This is a genomic window from Metabacillus idriensis (assembly GCF_009674765.1).
In the GTDB taxonomy this organism is placed as follows: domain Bacteria; phylum Bacillota; class Bacilli; order Bacillales; family Bacillaceae; genus Bacillus_P; species Bacillus_P idriensis.
Window position 1 is genome coordinate 49,400 of record NZ_WKKF01000014.1, and the last position, 17,143, is coordinate 66,542.

Genomic DNA, 17,143 nt, shown 5'->3' on the forward strand with positions numbered 1-17,143 from the left:
TTTTCGTTTAGGGGATAATAATTCACCTTAGCTTGATGGGCATGTGGCTGAACCCCTTTGACTGGTTCCTTCTTCCACAGCCATTGCATCTGCTTTTGTTACATGAACTGTTCCACGTGGATGTTGTGGTGGTGCATAAATGGAATAAAGTTTTAATGGGATATTCCCTGTATTGGTTACATTATGCCATGTTCCAGCAGGTATCATTATTGCAGTGTCATCAAAGATCCTTCTTTCAAAATTCAGATTATCTTTGCTCTTACCCATTTGAACAATCCCCTGCCCCTGTTCAACTCGTAAGAATTGATCAACGTCAGGATGCATTTCCAAACCAATATCTTCGCCAACATTAAGGCTCATTAATGTAACTTGTAAATGTGTTCCTGTCCACAAAGCGGTACGATACATATTGTTTTGTTTAGTTGCCTCATTAATATTAATAACAAATGGGGTGGGTCCATAATCTTTTAACGAAATATTCCCATCACCATTGGGTAAGCGAAAAGGACCAAATCTGTTAGTATGCTCTACCTGATCAGGAATTGTCCAGTAAACAGACTGTCTTCCATAGCTATACGTTGGTACATTAACATAATTAGGATATTGATAAGGATGCATATATGGAACGTAATACATTTTCTCATTCCCTTCAGCTTTATCAATTATCCTATGCACTATGTGAAGGGAATGTACTTTGAGCCAAGCTTAAAGAAAGTATTGTTTATTATGTTGCCTTTAGGGCTGGGAATTTATTGTTTCTGGAAAAATTATAAAAGGATCATCCATATTAGCAGGACTAATATGGATGATCTTTTCTATTCACGCAAAATAATTATTAAAAAGTGCAAAATAAATCCAAAAGTACAACCTTGATTTTACTACATTTTTCACAACAGCATTAGAAATGAAAAAAATTAAGGATTATTCAGCTTGTGATGCATATACTGGATTGGTTCATTATCCATGGTAGTAGAATTCTTTAAATTAAGGGGAGATTAGTGTTGCAAACTGAACAGCAAACAACTGTTACTATTCCATTCCCATCAAAATGGGGTATCCATGCTGCTATAGCTGGTAGACCAATCGTTTGGGGGTTACTTACCATTAACTCTATTATAGGTAACTGGATAAATGGTACTGTTAATTTTCCGTGGTATACCTATTCCAATTAATGGGTCTTGGGATGAAAACACCAAACAAATAAGATTTGATTCACCTTATGCAACATATTCAGGAAACTTAACTTTATTTGATGAACCTCAAATTAGGATTCGACATTTTATTTTAAATGGGAGGATAATCATGAAACCTCCTTCTTTACAAGCAGGCGAATACGGAACATGGATTGCTACAACCGATAGAACTCTTACCGGATCTCCCGTTAGCAGTACTACCTTGCCCCTGTTGGAGTCTTTTTAACATCGAATATACTTAGTCAGCTACAGCAGAATTTCGGAAGAAATCAGGTTTAATATAGAAGTAATATGAAATGAACCACCTTTTTGTTTTTCGATCCATTTCCAATGTTAAAATCAATGTGACAAAACAAACTAATTACAAAATTATCTAGGGTGTCTCATAAGAAAAGGCTTTTCAACAATCCTTCGTATTCCGAACGTATACTCATAACATAGTTTGTAAATGTTAAGGGAAAAACTAAGGAGGAATTTTAAGTTGGAATGGATTTTTTATCTATATCTGTTAAATGCGTTTCTTATCTTATTTATAGCAATTTGGGAAGTGCGTCGGCCTGCCAAGGCTTTGAATTGGATAATAGTCGTTCTTGTTTTGCCTGTCATTGGTTTTTGGTTATACCTTAGCATATCAAATCCTAAGCTTATTCATCGGAAAAGATTGACCTCTACTCAAAATGAGCCTGACAAATTACCTGATACATATAGTGGTTCAGCATCGGTAATCGCCGATGCATTACGGCATTACACTGTACATGGACTTCGAGTCGGCCAAGTCCAAGTATTTAACACTGGAATAGCAAAGTATGAACAACTCATCAAATCCCTACAAAAAGCTCAAAAAACCATTGATCTAGAATACTATATCTATCGGGATGACCAAATAGGTAATCTCATCACAGAACTGCTGATCGAAAAAGCAGTAAACGGAGTGCAGGTTCGTTTTATTAGAGATGGTTGGGGAAGCAAAAAATTTCCGCGTCAAAGAATCCTTCAGATGATAGAAGCAGGGATAGAATGCCGAACTATATTTCCTTTACGCTTTCCTTGGATTTTGTCCAATTGGAATTACCGGGATCATTGTAAGATTGTTACGGTTGACGAAAAGAAGGCATTTACTGGCGGCATGAATGTAGGTTATGAATATACAGGATTGAATCCTAAAGTTGGGTTCTGGCGGGATACTCATTTGCAAATCATAGGAGAAGCATCTGCCGATTTGCAGACTGTCTTTGACGTTCATTGGAATATTGCTGTGCCAGAACGGATAAAATCGAAAACAAATCTGGAAACAAAATCTGATGTAACGAAAACCAATCCAATCGGAAGAGTAGACCTTTCCAGATGGTCTGCCGAATTAGGATCAGAGTTGAGCACAATAGATGGTAAAGTGATGGACATATACCCAACAGGGACATTGCACAAAGCGTATATCCATACGTTGGAAGGAAACCCTGGAATTCCTACCCCAGTTATTCGTCAAGCTTACTTTATATGTATAACACAGGCAACCAAGACGATTGACATAACGACACCCTACTTTATACCGGAAACAGATATTATCATGGCATTAAAGACAGCTGTGGCTCGTGGTTTACGCGTAAGATTGCTGGTTCCTCGCCACGTTGATCAAAAAATAGTGGGATTTGCTAGCCGTACCTATTACGGGGAACTTATAGAAGCTGGAGTCCAAATCTACCAGTATGATAAAGGAATGTTACATGCGAAGGTGATGATCATAGATGAGGAAATTGCAGAAGTAGGTGCAGCAAACTATGATATGAGAAGTTTTCGCCTGAATTATGAGGTGTGTCAAGTCCTGTATAGTGTTGATGTGGCGAAAGAACTTACACATCAATTCGAGCTTGATCTTAATGATTCTGTACCATTAAGAATTGAAGACTTGTTGCAACGATCCTTGACCGAGCGCATTATTGAACAGGGTGCCCGCCTGCTTTCTCCATTATTATAAGTGATATATCCTCTTTTTATTGTTCTATCTTAAATCTAGATTTTAAAAATTTTGTTGCTTTAAAATGCTTCTGATTTATTTAAAAAAATCGAAAACCCGTGTTAGAAGTACTTCTAACACGGGTTTTTCTTAATTACGATGGAAATTCATAACTAAAAAAGGTAATACTAAAAAGGTAGGTCAAAAAGGTTGAATTCAAAAATATTTGTTACCTAAATATAGGGGTGATATCAATAGATAATATATTTGGAAATTTTAATGAAATACGTTTTTTAGAAGATAAACTGTACCTTTTAGAATTAAATGATTGGCTAAAGAATGAGTTTTTAACTTGGGAATGGTGGATATTAGTTGGCTTTTTAGTTGTGCCTTGGGTTATATGGGCTAAACTCGTTAAACGAGACATGATTTTAGAAATTTTGTTGTTTGGTACCATAATAATCATAACAACAACCTTATTAGATATAGTTGGCTTACAATATAGGTTTTGGGATTATCCAATTTCATTCTTACCTATTATTCCTAGAGCCTTTCCTTTTGATTTTTCATTGGTACCTGTAGCTTACATGTTGTTATATCAATATTTTAGATCATGGAAATATTTTGTAATAGCCCAAATCATTATGGCACTATCATTCGCCTTTATTGGTGAACCTTTTTGTGAATGGGTCAAACTTGTTTATTATATAGAGTGGAGATACAGTTATTCATTCATATATTACATCCTCGTTGGTATTGGAACTCGAGCTTTAATACTAAAACTAGTCTCTTTATATAAAGCTCAAGATTTTACAATTAAGTAATTAACATTGGAGGAAAAAACTTTGGAAGAAGTTAATATTGGTTTATTGACGATCAAAACCATCGTAGGTTTTGGCACCTTATTTTTTATCATTCTCGTAACAGGAAGAACATCCATCTATCAGTTAACCCCGTTTCACTTAGTTTTTGTGTTAGTACTTGGAGATTTTTTAGGGAATACCATTTATGAAGATAAGGTAAGTACTTTTCATTTTTTATATGCCATCGGATTGTGGACGCTTCTTATGTTGGGAATAGAATTTTTGACTCTAAAAAATAAATCGACACGTTCCCTCTTATTAGGAAATCCTAATATAGTTATACGGGATGGTATTATGGACAGAAAGTTACTTGCAAAGAACAAACTGGATGTGAATCAAGTATTGAGTATACTTCGACAAAATCATGTTTTTTCTGTTCGTGAAGTCAAATACGGAATATTGGAAGCTAATGGGCAAATAAGTATATTATTACAATCCAAGTATCAAAAACCTAACAAGCAAGATCTCAATCTCCCAGAAAGTTCAGTAGACCTCCCAACATCAATAATTATAGATGGAGAAGTATTATGGGATAACTTATATGACCTTGGACTTGATCAACAATGGTTAGATAATCAATTAACTACCAATGGATATGATAATGTAAAAAGTATATTCTACGCAGATTGGCGAGAGAATGAAGGTATACATATAAGTCCCAAATAACATTTTTTTCATTTTTTTGTTTCTGTAGTTTAATTTAATTCCTCTCATGTAAAATAGGATAAAAATTGTTAATTTTTATCCTTATTATTTCGCATGTTAACAAAATAAAAAAACCTCCTTTAAAAAGGAGGTCACAGATAGACGAAATGATTTTTTTGACTAACATATGCTTTAATTCATATACCCAATATTTATTATATTCATTACAATGCATTTGGTTATCATGATGCAGAGTATATTTCTAACCTCTTAAAATATGGGTCACTTTATCAATAGCCTCTTGCAATTTTTTACTATTTTCACTATACATATGCTTTGTCTCTTTTGATTCAGTTCCAAGTGCAAACAGCTCTAAGTCCGCCTGACATTTTTTCATTGCGGCGAAAACTAAAGGTTTTTCTTGAGGAGATGGGACTTGAAGTTTATCATCAAAGAGGTCAACGGTTAATTGACCGTAAGAATCTACTTGTCCAAGAAAAACATTTTCAATGGTAACTCCCAGTTTTTCCAGTTCCGTTTTCAGCCAATTTCTGCTTCGGCCACTAGTAGACAGCGGCTCATCTAAGATTTCTCCATCCATAATGACGGTCTGGGGTTCCTTAATGGAAGCAACATTCAAGTTTACATCTTTCGGAGTTAAAGGCTGATTTTCTTTTTTCAACAGAACACTTAATTCCCCAGTCGGCTCTAATAACGCAAATTCCACATCAGCCACTTGGAAGACATCCTTATTTCGAAGCAATTCCAGCAATTCATCCGTTGTGTATTTTTCCTTTTTTAAATTTTCTTCCATGATTTTCCCATCTTTAATAAAAACGGTTGCTTTCCCTTCTATAAAATCGCGAAAGGCTTTGCTTTTTAAAGAAATCAAACCTGCTAAAAAAGGCATTGCAGCGAAGATCAAGATTCCGATTATCCCGTGAAATATGTTTTTTTCAAGCCCCATAGCAACTTCTCCTGCAATACTTCCAATTGTAATGCCAGTGACATATTCAAAAAATGAAAGTTCGGAAAGCTGCTTTTTACCTAACCATTTTGTAATTAGAAATAAGACAACTACAAATAATAATGCCCGTACTACTACATCTAACCACTCAGGCACTGTTTAACACCTCCTGTTTAAGAATGGTTTATCCTAAAAACCTTTATATTGAGACTCTTCTCGCTCCAATTCCCCAATTCGTTTTTTTAAATCTGCAGATATTTCATGCACGATCATCATGGTTTCATGTAATGTACGTTTTGATTCATTAGCTTGAGTCCGTAACGCTAAACTTGATAGATCAGCCTCTATACCTTTTAGCTGAGCAAAACATTGTTTCACATCTGATGCGATGGTCATTACGGATCCTCCTTATCCTTTAGGTTTAAAAAGCAGAGCGCCAATCATTCCGAAAATGATGGCAGCAGAAATACCGGCACTTGTCACTTCAAACATTCCCGATATTACACCGACTAATCCATGTTTTTCAGCTTCTTCCATCGCGCCATGCACAAGGGAATTTCCGAAACTCGTAATCGGAACAGTAGCTCCTGCTCCTGCAAAATCGATGAACGGTTCATATAAACCAAATCCATCAAGAAGGGCACCAATGACAACGAATGTACTTAATGTGTGTGCAGGTGTGAGTTTAAACACATCAAACATAATTTGCCCAACTACGCAAATCAAACCGCCTACGACAAAAGCCCAAAAGAAAATCATACTTGTTATTCACCTCCGTATTCTATCGACACCGCATGAGCAATACAAGGAATCGTTTCATTTTGCTGAAAGCTTAAAGGCGATAATAGAGCACCAGTCGCTGCAACCAAAATGCGTTTAAACTCACCTTTTTTCATTCGGTTTAATAAGTGACCATATACGACCGTTGCCGAACATGCCGGCCCGCTGGCTCCAGCGAGTACTGGCTGCCCTTCCCGGTAGATCATCATTCCACAGTCCTGATACTGTTTTTCATTTATTGGGGTTCCATGTTTTTTAAATAAATCAAGTGAAACTTCGTGACCAATCTGACCAAGATCTCCTGTTACAATCAAATCATAGTAGGAGGGATCTAGATTTCGTTCTGTTAAATGAGCCTCAATCGTATCAACCGCAGCCGGAGCCATTGCACCACCCATGTTAAATGGATCGGTCATTCCCATATCAATGACACGGCCAATCGTAGCAGATGTAACACGAGGGCCCTCTCCTGATTGACCTAACAAAGCAACTCCTGCACCAGTTACGGTCCATTGAGCTGTAGGCGGTTTCTGTCCACCGTACTCTGTTGGATAGCGGAACTGTTTTTCAACCGCTGTATTATGACTGGATGCTCCTGTTAATAAATAATTGGCGCCTTTGGTGTTCACAAGATAGGCGCCAAGAGCCAGTCCCTCCATTGAGGTTGAACAGGCACCAAACAATCCAAGATAGGGTGTCCCTAATGTCCGGCACGCAAAGCTAGTAGGAGTAATCTGATTTATAAGGTCTCCTCCAAGGAATAACTGAATTTGCTCCTTTTGAAGACCAGCTTTTTCAATCGCTCTTTGACTGGCTTCTTCTATTAGAACTTTATGGGCTTTCTCGTAGGAATCTTGTTCTAACCATAAATCGGAATGAAGAAGATCAAAATCTTCAGACAACAGCCCTTCTGCTTCAAATGGCCCGCCGACAGTTCCAGTGGAGAGAATGACCGGCTTGTTCTCAAATATCCACGTACGATGGCCCATTAACATTACAAACCACCCCACTGAATAAGTATGGTTTTGATCGTAGCAATCACAAACGCGGAAAAAGTACCAAACAAAATGACGGAGCCAGCTAATTTAAACATATTGCCGCCTACACCTAACACAAACCCTTCTGTTCGGTGTTCAATTGCTGCTGATATGACAGCATTTCCAAAACCGGTAACTGGAACAGCAGACCCGGCCCCTCCAAATTGGGCGATTCGATCATAGACTCCGAAACCTGTAAGAAGCATAGAGATGAAAATTAAAGTCCCAACTGTCGGATTTCCTGCCGTTTGATCAGTAAAATCAAAATAATAAATATAAAACATTTGAATACACTGACCGACCAGGCAAATGAATCCACCTGTTAAAAATGCATTTATACAATTTTTAAATACTGGCCTTTTTGTTTCCAGCTGCTCTTCAAGGGTTTGATACTCCTGTTGTACAGGTGTTAATTGTTTCTTTTGCTTATTCGACATGCCTATCCCTCTTTCGTCATGCTTTTTCCTTCATAAGACTTTTAATTTTATCGAAAGATTTTTTTAATGATTTCATTTGGGTATGATCTTTTTGCAGTTTTTCTTCTAATTGTTCCAATTCCAAATACATTTTTGAGTCGGTTGAGACGATGATTTTATAATCTGGATATTCTTTTTCTAAGTCTGATTTCACTTTCTTTTCAATTTCTTTTAATCGAAACCTGTCAAAATTATCGACTTTTACGGCCAACAATAACTCTTTATCTGTATTCACAGCCTTTACCCCTGAAATCTCATCTTCTTTTATTACCTTTACTTTTGCTTGGTTAGCAACAGATTGATCGATTTCCTTGCTTGTATGTACTCTTACGACATTTGCATCATCATTGTTATTGGCAAACTGATTCTGATTTCCGGCACATCCTGAGCTAAGTCCGATAGCTGTTAGTAATAAAAAGGAAAATGTCAATTTAGTTACTATATCTTTCATGAAATCACCTCATGTTTTATCTTTTGGAAGACAAAAGGTTGGCCTACCCCTTACCAACCTTTTTTCCAGTTTAATTATTGTTGTTTGTATTGAGGTTCTTCTTGTTCGATCTGTTGAACACGTGGTTCGATACTATTGATAACGGATTGGGTTTGTTTAGCAACATCTTGGTAAAGCTGCTTTGCTTGTTGATTCTCTGTACTTAGAGCAAATGTCTCGAAACTAGCCTGTGCACTTTTCAGCCCTGCTAGAGCTGTCTTCACGTCATTTATTACTGTCATTTAGGTTCCTTCTTTCTTTTAAGTTGATAGTTACGAATGATATTATTCCTTTTTGGAAAAAGTTTATGTGAATTTGAATATGGTAATTTATTGATATCAGAAAAACAGAAAAGTTAATTATAGAGGTTTCCCTACCAAGCTGTAGACTTGTCTATAAACCTTGATGAGCAAATAGAAAAAGCTTGATTGAAAAAAGATTGATCAAATCACGCTCTTAAAATAAAACATCTAAGTGCTTGCTGCAATTTCTCTTCCTCTTTACATTTTGATTTCCATTTTCATTGTACCTACACTTGGTTTGCCTGAAGAGGATAGTACCCGACGAAAGGTTAAAATATCGTTGTTTTCTTTATCAGGGATTTCAGATTCAAAAAAAGCATCTAAAGGAGAAAGTTCTGATAGGTCATTTTAGGGGTCCCGGTAGCAAAACGCGGAAAACATACGTTAAGCAAATGTTCGACATTATATAGTTAGTTTTCGTCAAAAAAAAGCGTATGTCACAGACTACTGAACATACGCTTTTTTGTTAACTTGTTTTTTTCTTTTTATACGAATGTACTTTCTTTTTGGAATTTGTTAGTGAAACAAAGAGGTAAAACAATCCGGGTAAAACAATCGCTATGCCTTCGTTAGCCATCATCTTTGACAATCGCGCCCTTTAATTGAATAATGAGCTTCTATTATCTTGTTTAGCCAAAGGAATGTAGGCGTTAGCTGTACTTACCTATAGGGCGATCCAGAACATGCACTTAATCTTAAACCTGTAGATTTATATAAAAACTTTTCTAAAGTTTTATTTTAGTAAAGATTGCCCAATCGCCAGGGGGAACATTTCCGTTACCTTCTGCCAGAATTATATAATGCTGCCCAAAATAAGTACTTGATTCTAAATAATAACCTCTAGCAAATTTCAATGCAATCATATCATTACCTAATTCCATAAGTTCAAAAGTTTCCCAAGGTCCTATATTGTCCGGGTCAGCTAATACAAAAGATCTTCCTCCCTTTACAGCGTACACGTATTTTCCTCGATAGTCTTTTAAAGCAACTTTATTATTTCCTAAATTAATGAGTTGGAAAGTTTCCCACTTACCTATGCAATCTCTAGTAAGGGTGAGATAACCAACATCAGGTCTAGATTTAGGTAAATCATCAGAACAAACATACTTATTGTTGTGTCCTTTTAATGCAATACGTGTTACCTCTTTTGGATAAAACACGCCTGCAAATATCTTATCCGTTTCTGATAAAGTATTACTATCTGTATCAATTTTAAAATCCCCTCTGGGGTATCGTTACTTATCTGAAAAAGCCAGAAGAAATCCGATTTCAAGGTCTTCTCGGTATGCAAGGAGCCGTGCAAAGTAGTTATAAATATGTTTTAGAAGAGAAGGGCTCCGCTACTTTATTAAAACTTTCGCACCATGCGGTTGGTCTTCTCGAACCAGGATGGGAAGAAGGTCATCAGAAGGGTTGGGAAGAGCTGCTGGGATTATTTTTAAAGGAGTTTGTAGAAACAGGTAAACGCCCAGGAGTATAGAGCCGGAATAGCAGTAGAGATTTTCGCATTTGGATCAACATTGGAGAAAAGTTTAATTAGTTTTAATGTCTACTATAGTGGTAGCAACAGGAAAATACACGATTTTAAACATTAGTGATACCTCAATATAAAAAGCCGAATTTCTTGCTGAAAAACTGAGAAATTCGGCTTTCGTTACTTCACAATCGCGTCCGATTGTTGAAGAAGGAAAATATCACACCATAAGCTGACTAAACTTCGACCCTACTCATAACTTTAAGCAATATTGATAATTTTTCGAGTAACGGACTGAACTTCTCATTGTTCAGATTACAAATAAATGATCTGCTTCGCCTTCTATTGGTGCTGTTACGTCGCCTTTAAGAGACTCAGCATGTTGCCAAGTAATTCCTTCCTCAAAGTAGGAGCACTTCTACTTTCTTGATGTTTTGCCCCATGCGTAGTTTTATTTTTTTTGATAACCCTTAATTGTTATACCCATTGCTAAAATTACTATGATAACAAAAATAATAGACAATAATATTCCTGTCGACAAAGGAGTACTCCCCTTCATTTTTTGTAAATTATACCATATTTAAGGAATCTGAATGATAAAATATTAACTCTCTTCTACAATATGTAGAAGAACCAAGTTATATCTTCCATTGTATTATCTATTAAGACTTTAGCCACAAATCAGTCGTATCGTAATGAAAGAGCGTAATTCTTGCTGCAGGTCGGAACTTTCATGATGCAAGGATATTCAAGAAAAGCCCCCGATTGTTGAATAAGGAAAATTTTCTACCATTATCATCTCAATTCTCTTCTGAGGTTTGAATTATATGTTAATATTTAGAAAATGGAGGTGTAATAATGAGTGAAGAGAAACAGGCACCTGAGATAAGAAGGGAAAAACTAAGACAAGAAGAATTAAAAAGAAACTCTACTGGAAATGTGAAAGATGCTTTCAACAGGGCTGAAACCGGAAACCTTACTGATTTAGTTGGTAGTTCAGGTTGGAAAGGTACTGGAATACTTATTCTGATAATGATTGCAGGCTTAATAATTGCATCAATATTCTTAAAGTAAGAAACCTCTTTTAAGGTTTTTATTATGCACTTCTTAACCGTCGTTCCTCAAAAAAGCAATCATACTTTGCTACTATCGCCACCTTTAAGTGAATAGCGATTTTACAATTTTTTCTTTTTGGATCGCAATTTAACATATAAAAGTATGACTGAAATAATTGAGATTATAATTGAATATCTGGTAATCATAAAGAAAAAATCTGGATAAAGAATTTCCGCAGTTGAACCCATTCCATTTACATCAGTTGTGTATTTTACCCTATCCATCCATACTAATAACAACATAAAAGACACGATAAAGGAATATATCGCTGTTTTCACTAAAACTTTCTCCATAATAAAACCCTCCATCTATGTAAGTTAATTCTTCTTCAAAAATCCAGCCAAATTCCTCAATAAGAAAAGGCGATCACACTGTGCTGCAATTGCCCCTAATTGTTGAATAAGCACCCTTTGTTACTTCGAAATCAATCAGTCACTTTTTCCGGCACGATATTTAAAATAATTAAATATACTTTTTCATTATTGAATTCACCTACAAAGACAACTTGATGAATCTCTAATGCTTCTCCTTCTTTTAGAGGATGGAGTTCCATTTCCATTTTAATAGAATTTTCAAGTCGTTTTTCAAATGAGAAATCCTCATAATATTTTGCAATTATCCATTCAATAACAATTTGGTTTTGTAAATACATTTTTCATCCCCTTTATCAAAGTAACCATTGAAAAGTATTTAAGATTAAACAGAAGTCAAAATGAACTCCAAAAAAATCGTATGGTCCAACTATTGAAATCCTAAATCTTATTACCAATTATTTCAAATTAAAGTCTAAATAACAACAAATATTTGCATATAAAAAAGCTTATCTTGTTCCTGATAAGCCCCCGATAATGGAGTAAATATATTTAAGAATGTTCTTTAATAATCAGTTTAAAATATGGCTTAAAGTCAATTTCTATCATTTGCTGGGAGTCCTCATTTTGAACTGTTAACAATACGCTTGAGAAATCTTTTTTGTCTGATGTTATTTCAAACTTATTGACACGTTTTAATTCTAAAAGCGATATCAATCTATTTGATTCCCGTTTACTAACTCGAATTTTCACTTCTCCATCCGCAGGAGAAATCGTAACAACAAAGTTTTCTTCTCCGTTCGAAAATTTATACTTCGCAATATTATTATAGAAGGGCAAGTCATTAGAAGTATTATCAAATAATGTGGGTTCACACTCAAACAAAGAAAGAAAGCCAATTTCTTCCGGGAATATAGTCATTTTCGCCCCCCTTAAAATTTATATTAAACAATGCTGTCCAAAATTAATATAAAACAAGAGCGATTACACTGTGCAGCAATCGCCCCCGATTGCTGAAGATGGAGAATAAGAACAAAGGTGCGGCAGCTGCTACCATTGTTCATTGAATAATGACTAAACTTTTTTAGTTTTCAACCATTCGTTTTCTAAAATACTCATTTCCCATAAACTCCAGTATTCATCACCATTTTTTCTCGAATCTCGAAGTAAACCCTCTTTTATAAATCCTGCTTTTTCGTAACAGGCGATAGCAGAAACATTAAAGTCAAATACTCCAAGGCTAACTCTATGTAATTGAAGGTCACCAAATGCAATTTTAAGTATTTCCTTAAACATTTGCTGACCTATTCCTTTACCTCTTGCGTTTTTATCACCGACTAATACTTTTCCAACTCTTGCAGATTTGTTTTTTCTATCAATTTTCCCCAAAGAAATATGACCAATGGTTTCACCAGTTTCATTATCAATTACTTTATAGACCATAGTTTCTGAGTTTTCATTATTGACATTTTCAATGTACTTTTCTAATTGAGTATCATTCAGGGGATAATCAAACCCTGGACCGCCCCATTGAAGTAAGAATGCAGGTGAATCAATCCAATTGATAAGTTGTTTAAAATCAGTACGCTCAAAATACTTTAGCTCTACCATAAATACCTTCTCCCTTTAATATGTAATTTTAACGCTTTATCACTTTATATAACTAAAGTACAACCTGATAATTTCTTGTTCTTCAACTTTTCTTTAAATACATTGCTCCACAATATGGCACTATTCCTAAATAGAAAAGGTGATCCAATTTGTAGCAATCGTCAACTTTACTCGAAGAAGAAAGTTAATCAATTGAATGGAAACGATTCAGTCCATTCCTCACCTGAAAACATATCTTTCACTTTAAACTGATTATTTCTAACTTCATCCTGTCCGATAATAATAACGCTACGAATCTTCTCTTTATTTGCTTTATCAAGTGCTTTGCCTAACTTTTTGTTAGACATCTCAAATTCAACTTTATAGCCTTTGTTTCTTAAATAGCCTGCTACCAATAAAGATTCTTTCTGCGTACCTAATGGGACTATATAATAATCTACATTTGGATTTTCCTTTAATTCTTTCACTGTCGAGCATATAGCAGTATAAATTACATCTAATCCAAATGAAATTCCTACCGTTGAAAACTCTTGGTCTGTACCTATCAATCCACCGATTGCATTGTCATATCTTCCTCCACTCCCAATACTTGATTTAATTGATTGGTCATCCAAGAATATTTCATAAATAGTACCAGTATATATCTCTAAACCTCTTGCTAAAAAAGGATTAAATACGCACTGTTCTCTTACTCCTAAAAATTCAAGATAAGATTCTAATTCTTTTAATTCATTTAAACCGTGTCTTACCTCTTCATTTTGTTCGGCAAATGATTCAAAATAGTCAAAGCTTGTTTTTCCAGCATCAATTAAAAACTGTTTAATTAAAGTAATAGTTGAACTTGATAACCCTTGTTCATCAAGCTCAGTGACAACAGATTCTATTCCAACTTTTTCAAGCTTATCTAGAATTAAGATTACTTTATTAATTTTTTCATACTCTGTACCAAATACATTAAGCATACCAGTTAATAACTTTCGATTGTTATATTGAATCGTTACCTTCAATTCAAGTTTCCTAAAAGCATCCAATGCCATAACCATTAATTCAGATTCAGCGATCTGCGAACCCACACCGACTATATCAACATCACATTGAGTGAATTCACGAAACCTTCCAGTTTTAATTGGTCCATCTCTAAATACCTTACCAATCTCATATCTTTTAAATGGCATCTTTAGTGTAGGGTTCATCGCAACAACTTTTGCAAATGGTATAGTGAGGTCATAGCGTAGGGCTAGATCTCTTTTGCCTCTATCAGATAATGTATACATTTCTTCTAATATTTCTGCTCCACCGCCATATTTAGAAGCCATTAATTCGGTGTAATTTAATATAGGTGTTTCCAGTGGTTTACATCCGTATTGGATAAATACATCTTCTAATGTTCTTCTTATGTCTCTTCTTACTACCTCAACATTCGGTAAGTAATCTTGAGTACCTTTAACATTTTGATAATCCATTTTCTTCATTTTCATTACCTCCAATTTTAAATAAAATAAAAAACCGCACTTGATTTAAGTGTTGAACTTAATCAAATACGGTTTAATGATAAATAGCCTTCCTATTGACGATTTTTTATAAATCGGATAGCAAGACTACTTGATATGATGATGTAGTTGTGAGAACTTGATAATTGACTCTTTAAATGATTGCATAAATGCTCACCTCTAATTTCCAATAATGTTATCATATTACAAATAAGTTTTCAATGACTTCTTCTTCGACTAAACTGCCCAATTCCTCACTAAGAAAAGGCGATCTAATTTGCAGCAATCGCCCCCGATTGTTGAATACTGCATTTCATCATACATATTTGGATTTCAGCTAATAATAAGCTGAATACTTCAATTAAAAATAGTGAAGGAAGTGATCACTTATCAGAATTGCAGTGCTATTATGTTTAATCTTTATTGGTCCTTTCATTAAAGCAGCAAATGCAAACATTACTATTGATGAGACCTCAAATATGTATTTACAAAGTGGATATGGGAATGTATATGAGGAACTACAAGAAAGCAAAGAGCATTTCCGAAAGAATATCGTATTACCTCATAGGCTTCCTCCAGTTGCATTTACTCATAGTTTTGGCAGGTTTAGTGATTTAGATGGACATCTCAATGATGAGTTTGAAATTGAATATATAAATGAAGATAAACCGTACCATCATTACAAAATATTAGTTAGACCGGTTGAATTCGGGATAAAATTTGAGGACAAACACATAACCCAAACCGTTAATTTGCGGGATGGTAGCAAAGCTATTTATTCCACAGCTACAGACCGATTTAATCTTCTTGCCTTTGAAAAGGATGGCTTTCAATACATTCTGAGCATTAGTAAAGATGTGACAACAGTCTCAAAAGAAGTATTAGCTGAAATCGCGGACTCAGTAAGAAACAACTGATATCATTAGGGGCGAGGATCTTCGGCAATCGCCCCCGATTGTTGAATATCATTTTTGTTGTCTTATTAAAGAAAAGCCACCATTAGTTCAATAAGAAGTGTTTTAAAAAAGGGACAACGTCTCTCCGTTGCCCCTTTCTTTACTAGCCTTTTTTTATTTTTAACATCGAGTTAGCATTTGTCTGAAATTCATATGGAACTTTCACTTCTTCAACTGTACAGCCATTGTCAGCAAGATAATTTATTAATTTATCAAGATGCTCATATCTTTTTCCTTCTAAATCAACTAAAGGGAAAATACGAACTTCCTCTTTCGTAACTCTCAATAACTCATTTAGCGTTTCTATGTGAAATTGATAATCTAATCTATCCGCATACATAAATAGAAAATGTGCAGAGAGAAGAATATCAAATTCTTCATTCTTAAACGGTAAAGAAGGTAATGTAACCGGAATGTATCTTTCGCTGGATTCCCTCATATCGTTGGCACAATCTTGTAAGGCATTTAAACGATGGCTTCTAAGACCATCTATATCCTTAAAATAATCCCATTTATAATTGTTTTGGACTTTTTGCATATGCTCCATCGCGTGTTCAATATCCTGGAGACCTTTATTTTTTAGGGCCTCACCCGAATGATAATAGGCAATATCGCAAGCTGTTACTTCTAAACCTGATTTGTTACCAACAGCAGTAAATGAACAAGCTCCAGCTGGACAATCGAGTATTTTCTTTCCTTGTAGTTCTTCTTCTGAAAGCGAGAACATATCCAAATACTCGTTAAAGGTTCTCCCAATAAAAACAATTCGCTCTAAATCTAACTTTGTACTCTGCTCAACTTTACTCAACTAAACTCACCTCTTCTAAAAGATTACATTCATATTACCACGAACAAAGTGGTAATATGAACCTTTTTTACTTTCTTTTTGAATTAACCTGCCACTTTAATTCAATAAGAGAAGACGACACTTTGTTAAGTAATCGCCCCCGATTGTTGAGGATAAAGCTCTAATGCATTGAGATAGTAATGTAAAATATCCCCACTGTAACTACACCTAAAAAAACCATAATAAAATTCGATACTATCAAAAGTCTTCTTATTGTTAATTGCTTATTTATCTGCTTTTGTATAAGAAAAGCACTTATAATTGCAGTAAACCATATTGCTACTCCGAACAACGAAAGAAGATATTCAGAGTCCGCTATCCAAAGCATTAAGATACCAAAATGAATGATCAATAATGACCAAGCTAATATTTTCAAGTACATCACTCCTACCTATTCCAATTTAACAATTTTCAATTAGTCTTCTAATGGCAGCTACAATTAATGTTGGTTCATCATTTTGTATGTAATGTGTACTATTTTCAGCAATCATAAATTCACTGATAGAAGATATTTGAAGAATCTCTTCTTGCATTGTATTCCATAAATCTTGTGACTCAGGTGAATAATGATTTTTTTTGCCCGCAGAAAGGACAATCAATGGAATGTTTAATTTCTTTTGGTCTTCTTTTAATT

At 35.0% G+C, this 17,143-nt stretch carries 21 protein-coding genes and 1 pseudogene; 7 read left to right on the plus strand and 15 right to left on the minus strand.

The genetic code is table 11. The annotated features are described in order from the left end of the window. Positions 1–27 precede the first annotated feature (27 nt). Positions 28–636: a cupin domain-containing protein gene (locus GJU41_RS21965; protein WP_154319590.1), complete on the minus strand. Its 609-nt coding sequence runs from the start codon at positions 634–636 to the stop codon at positions 28–30. A gap of 495 nt (positions 637–1,131) precedes the next feature. Here GJU41_RS21965 and GJU41_RS21970 point away from each other — a divergent pair, with 495 nt between their 5' ends. The 4 genes from GJU41_RS21970 to GJU41_RS21985 all read left to right on the plus strand — a co-directional run bounded on the left by GJU41_RS21970 (position 1,132) and on the right by GJU41_RS21985 (position 4,673). Beyond that, positions 1,132–1,419 (plus strand): hypothetical protein, encoded by a 288-nt coding sequence (locus tag GJU41_RS21970; protein ID WP_224771482.1) that lies wholly within the window; start codon positions 1,132–1,134, stop codon positions 1,417–1,419. Between the two features lie 255 nt (positions 1,420–1,674). Next, a complete protein-coding gene (locus tag GJU41_RS21975) occupies positions 1,675–3,165 on the plus strand; it encodes a phospholipase D-like domain-containing protein (protein ID WP_154319591.1) in 1,491 nt (496 codons plus the stop codon). Positions 3,166–3,389: 224 nt separating this feature from the next. After that, positions 3,390–3,968, plus strand: coding sequence for a CBO0543 family protein (locus GJU41_RS21980; protein WP_170292885.1), 579 nt, complete (start codon positions 3,390–3,392; stop codon positions 3,966–3,968). Between the two features lie 21 nt (positions 3,969–3,989). Then, positions 3,990–4,673 carry a DUF421 domain-containing protein gene (locus tag GJU41_RS21985; protein ID WP_154319592.1) on the plus strand — a complete coding sequence of 228 codons (684 nt, stop codon included), beginning with the start codon at positions 3,990–3,992 and terminating at the stop codon, positions 4,671–4,673. Positions 4,674–4,914: 241 nt separating this feature from the next. Here GJU41_RS21985 and GJU41_RS21990 read toward each other — a convergent pair whose 3' ends face one another. From GJU41_RS21990 to GJU41_RS22025, 8 genes are all read right to left on the minus strand, one after another. Next, complete coding sequence (locus GJU41_RS21990) at positions 4,915–5,775, minus strand: DUF421 domain-containing protein (protein ID WP_170292886.1); 861 nt, start codon at positions 5,773–5,775, stop codon at positions 4,915–4,917. A gap of 33 nt (positions 5,776–5,808) precedes the next feature. After that, a complete protein-coding gene (locus tag GJU41_RS21995) occupies positions 5,809–6,015 on the minus strand; it encodes a DUF1657 domain-containing protein (protein ID WP_154319593.1) in 207 nt (68 codons plus the stop codon). Between the two features lie 12 nt (positions 6,016–6,027). After that, entirely contained in the window at positions 6,028–6,378 is a 351-nt protein-coding gene (gene spoVAE, locus GJU41_RS22000; RefSeq protein WP_145584932.1) for a stage V sporulation protein AE, read from the minus strand. Positions 6,379–6,383: 5 nt separating this feature from the next. Further along, positions 6,384–7,394: a stage V sporulation protein AD gene (gene spoVAD, locus GJU41_RS22005; protein WP_154319594.1), complete on the minus strand. Its 1,011-nt coding sequence runs from the start codon at positions 7,392–7,394 to the stop codon at positions 6,384–6,386. After that, positions 7,394–7,873, minus strand: a complete 480-nt coding sequence (spoVAC, locus tag GJU41_RS22010; RefSeq protein WP_154319595.1) for a stage V sporulation protein AC — start codon at positions 7,871–7,873, stop codon at positions 7,394–7,396. Before spoVAC ends, spoVAD begins: the two co-directional genes overlap by 1 nt. 16 nt (positions 7,874–7,889) lie before the next feature. Beyond that, a complete protein-coding gene (locus GJU41_RS22015; protein WP_154319596.1) occupies positions 7,890–8,363 on the minus strand; it encodes a YhcN/YlaJ family sporulation lipoprotein in 474 nt (157 codons plus the stop codon). A 74-nt stretch (positions 8,364–8,437) separates the two neighbouring features. Continuing rightward, positions 8,438–8,644: a DUF1657 domain-containing protein gene (locus GJU41_RS22020; RefSeq protein WP_154319597.1), complete on the minus strand. Its 207-nt coding sequence runs from the start codon at positions 8,642–8,644 to the stop codon at positions 8,438–8,440. Positions 8,645–9,429: 785 nt separating this feature from the next. After that, on the minus strand, positions 9,430–9,864 hold the full coding sequence (locus GJU41_RS22025) for a fascin domain-containing protein (RefSeq protein WP_154319598.1): 435 nt from the start codon (positions 9,862–9,864) through the stop codon (positions 9,430–9,432). 125 nt (positions 9,865–9,989) lie between these two features. On the opposite strand from GJU41_RS22025, the gene GJU41_RS22030 reads away from it, so the two are divergent. Both GJU41_RS22030 and GJU41_RS22035 read left to right on the plus strand, forming a co-directional pair. Further along, entirely contained in the window at positions 9,990–10,184 is a 195-nt protein-coding gene (locus GJU41_RS22030; protein WP_154319599.1) for a hypothetical protein, read from the plus strand. Positions 10,185–11,036: 852 nt separating this feature from the next. Then, positions 11,037–11,252 (plus strand): DUF6366 family protein, encoded by a 216-nt coding sequence (locus GJU41_RS22035; RefSeq protein WP_154319600.1) that lies wholly within the window; start codon positions 11,037–11,039, stop codon positions 11,250–11,252. Between the two features lie 466 nt (positions 11,253–11,718). Here GJU41_RS22035 and GJU41_RS22040 read toward each other — a convergent pair whose 3' ends face one another. The 4 genes from GJU41_RS22040 to GJU41_RS22055 form a co-directional block, all read right to left on the minus strand. Further along, positions 11,719–11,946, minus strand: coding sequence for a hypothetical protein (locus GJU41_RS22040; RefSeq protein ID WP_154319601.1), 228 nt, complete (start codon positions 11,944–11,946; stop codon positions 11,719–11,721). 211 nt (positions 11,947–12,157) lie between these two features. Next, the gene (locus tag GJU41_RS22045) at positions 12,158–12,526 is read right to left on the minus strand and encodes a hypothetical protein (protein ID WP_154319602.1); all 369 of its coding nucleotides are present in this window, start codon (positions 12,524–12,526) and stop codon (positions 12,158–12,160) included. Between the two features lie 153 nt (positions 12,527–12,679). Beyond that, entirely contained in the window at positions 12,680–13,216 is a 537-nt protein-coding gene (locus tag GJU41_RS22050) for a GNAT family N-acetyltransferase (RefSeq protein WP_154319603.1), read from the minus strand. Positions 13,217–13,404: 188 nt separating this feature from the next. Continuing rightward, complete coding sequence (locus GJU41_RS22055; RefSeq protein WP_154319604.1) at positions 13,405–14,688, minus strand: histidine--tRNA ligase; 1,284 nt, start codon at positions 14,686–14,688, stop codon at positions 13,405–13,407. Between the two features lie 497 nt (positions 14,689–15,185). Here GJU41_RS22055 and GJU41_RS22060 point away from each other — a divergent pair, with 497 nt between their 5' ends. Continuing rightward, positions 15,186–15,623 carry a hypothetical protein gene (locus GJU41_RS22060; RefSeq protein ID WP_154319605.1) on the plus strand — a complete coding sequence of 146 codons (438 nt, stop codon included), beginning with the start codon at positions 15,186–15,188 and terminating at the stop codon, positions 15,621–15,623. 142 nt (positions 15,624–15,765) lie between these two features. On the opposite strand, the gene GJU41_RS22065 is transcribed toward GJU41_RS22060, so the two are convergent. Both GJU41_RS22065 and GJU41_RS24790 read right to left on the minus strand, forming a co-directional pair. Next, the gene (locus tag GJU41_RS22065) at positions 15,766–16,470 is read right to left on the minus strand and encodes an SAM-dependent methyltransferase (RefSeq protein ID WP_154319606.1); all 705 of its coding nucleotides are present in this window, start codon (positions 16,468–16,470) and stop codon (positions 15,766–15,768) included. Between the two features lie 440 nt (positions 16,471–16,910). Then, positions 16,911–17,143: pseudogene (locus GJU41_RS24790) on the minus strand (alpha/beta hydrolase); the annotation flags it as partial.

Excerpts from the sequence above, each read along its gene's own strand:
- GJU41_RS21965 (WP_154319590.1), bottom strand. The coding sequence starts at position 636 with ATGTATTACGTTCCATATATGCATCCTTATCAATATCCTAATTATGTT.
- spoVAC (WP_154319595.1), bottom strand. The coding sequence starts at position 7,873 with ATGTCGAATAAGCAAAAGAAACAATTAACACCTGTACAACAGGAGTAT.
- spoVAD (WP_154319594.1), bottom strand. The coding sequence starts at position 7,394 with ATGTTAATGGGCCATCGTACGTGGATATTTGAGAACAAGCCGGTCATT.
- GJU41_RS22055 (WP_154319604.1), bottom strand. The coding sequence starts at position 14,688 with ATGAAGAAAATGGATTATCAAAATGTTAAAGGTACTCAAGATTACTTA.
- GJU41_RS22020 (WP_154319597.1), bottom strand. The coding sequence starts at position 8,644 with ATGACAGTAATAAATGACGTGAAGACAGCTCTAGCAGGGCTGAAAAGT.
- GJU41_RS21970 (WP_224771482.1), top strand. The coding sequence starts at position 1,132 with ATGGTACTGTTAATTTTCCGTGGTATACCTATTCCAATTAATGGGTCT.
- GJU41_RS22060 (WP_154319605.1), top strand. The coding sequence starts at position 15,186 with ATGTATTTACAAAGTGGATATGGGAATGTATATGAGGAACTACAAGAA.
- GJU41_RS22040 (WP_154319601.1), bottom strand. The coding sequence starts at position 11,946 with ATGTATTTACAAAACCAAATTGTTATTGAATGGATAATTGCAAAATAT.
- spoVAE (WP_145584932.1), bottom strand. The coding sequence starts at position 6,378 with ATGATTTTCTTTTGGGCTTTTGTCGTAGGCGGTTTGATTTGCGTAGTT.
- GJU41_RS22030 (WP_154319599.1), top strand. The coding sequence starts at position 9,990 with ATGCAAGGAGCCGTGCAAAGTAGTTATAAATATGTTTTAGAAGAGAAG.
- GJU41_RS22045 (WP_154319602.1), bottom strand. The coding sequence starts at position 12,526 with ATGACTATATTCCCGGAAGAAATTGGCTTTCTTTCTTTGTTTGAGTGT.
- GJU41_RS22035 (WP_154319600.1), top strand. The coding sequence starts at position 11,037 with ATGAGTGAAGAGAAACAGGCACCTGAGATAAGAAGGGAAAAACTAAGA.
- GJU41_RS22015 (WP_154319596.1), bottom strand. The coding sequence starts at position 8,363 with ATGAAAGATATAGTAACTAAATTGACATTTTCCTTTTTATTACTAACA.
- GJU41_RS21995 (WP_154319593.1), bottom strand. The coding sequence starts at position 6,015 with ATGACCATCGCATCAGATGTGAAACAATGTTTTGCTCAGCTAAAAGGT.
- GJU41_RS22050 (WP_154319603.1), bottom strand. The coding sequence starts at position 13,216 with ATGGTAGAGCTAAAGTATTTTGAGCGTACTGATTTTAAACAACTTATC.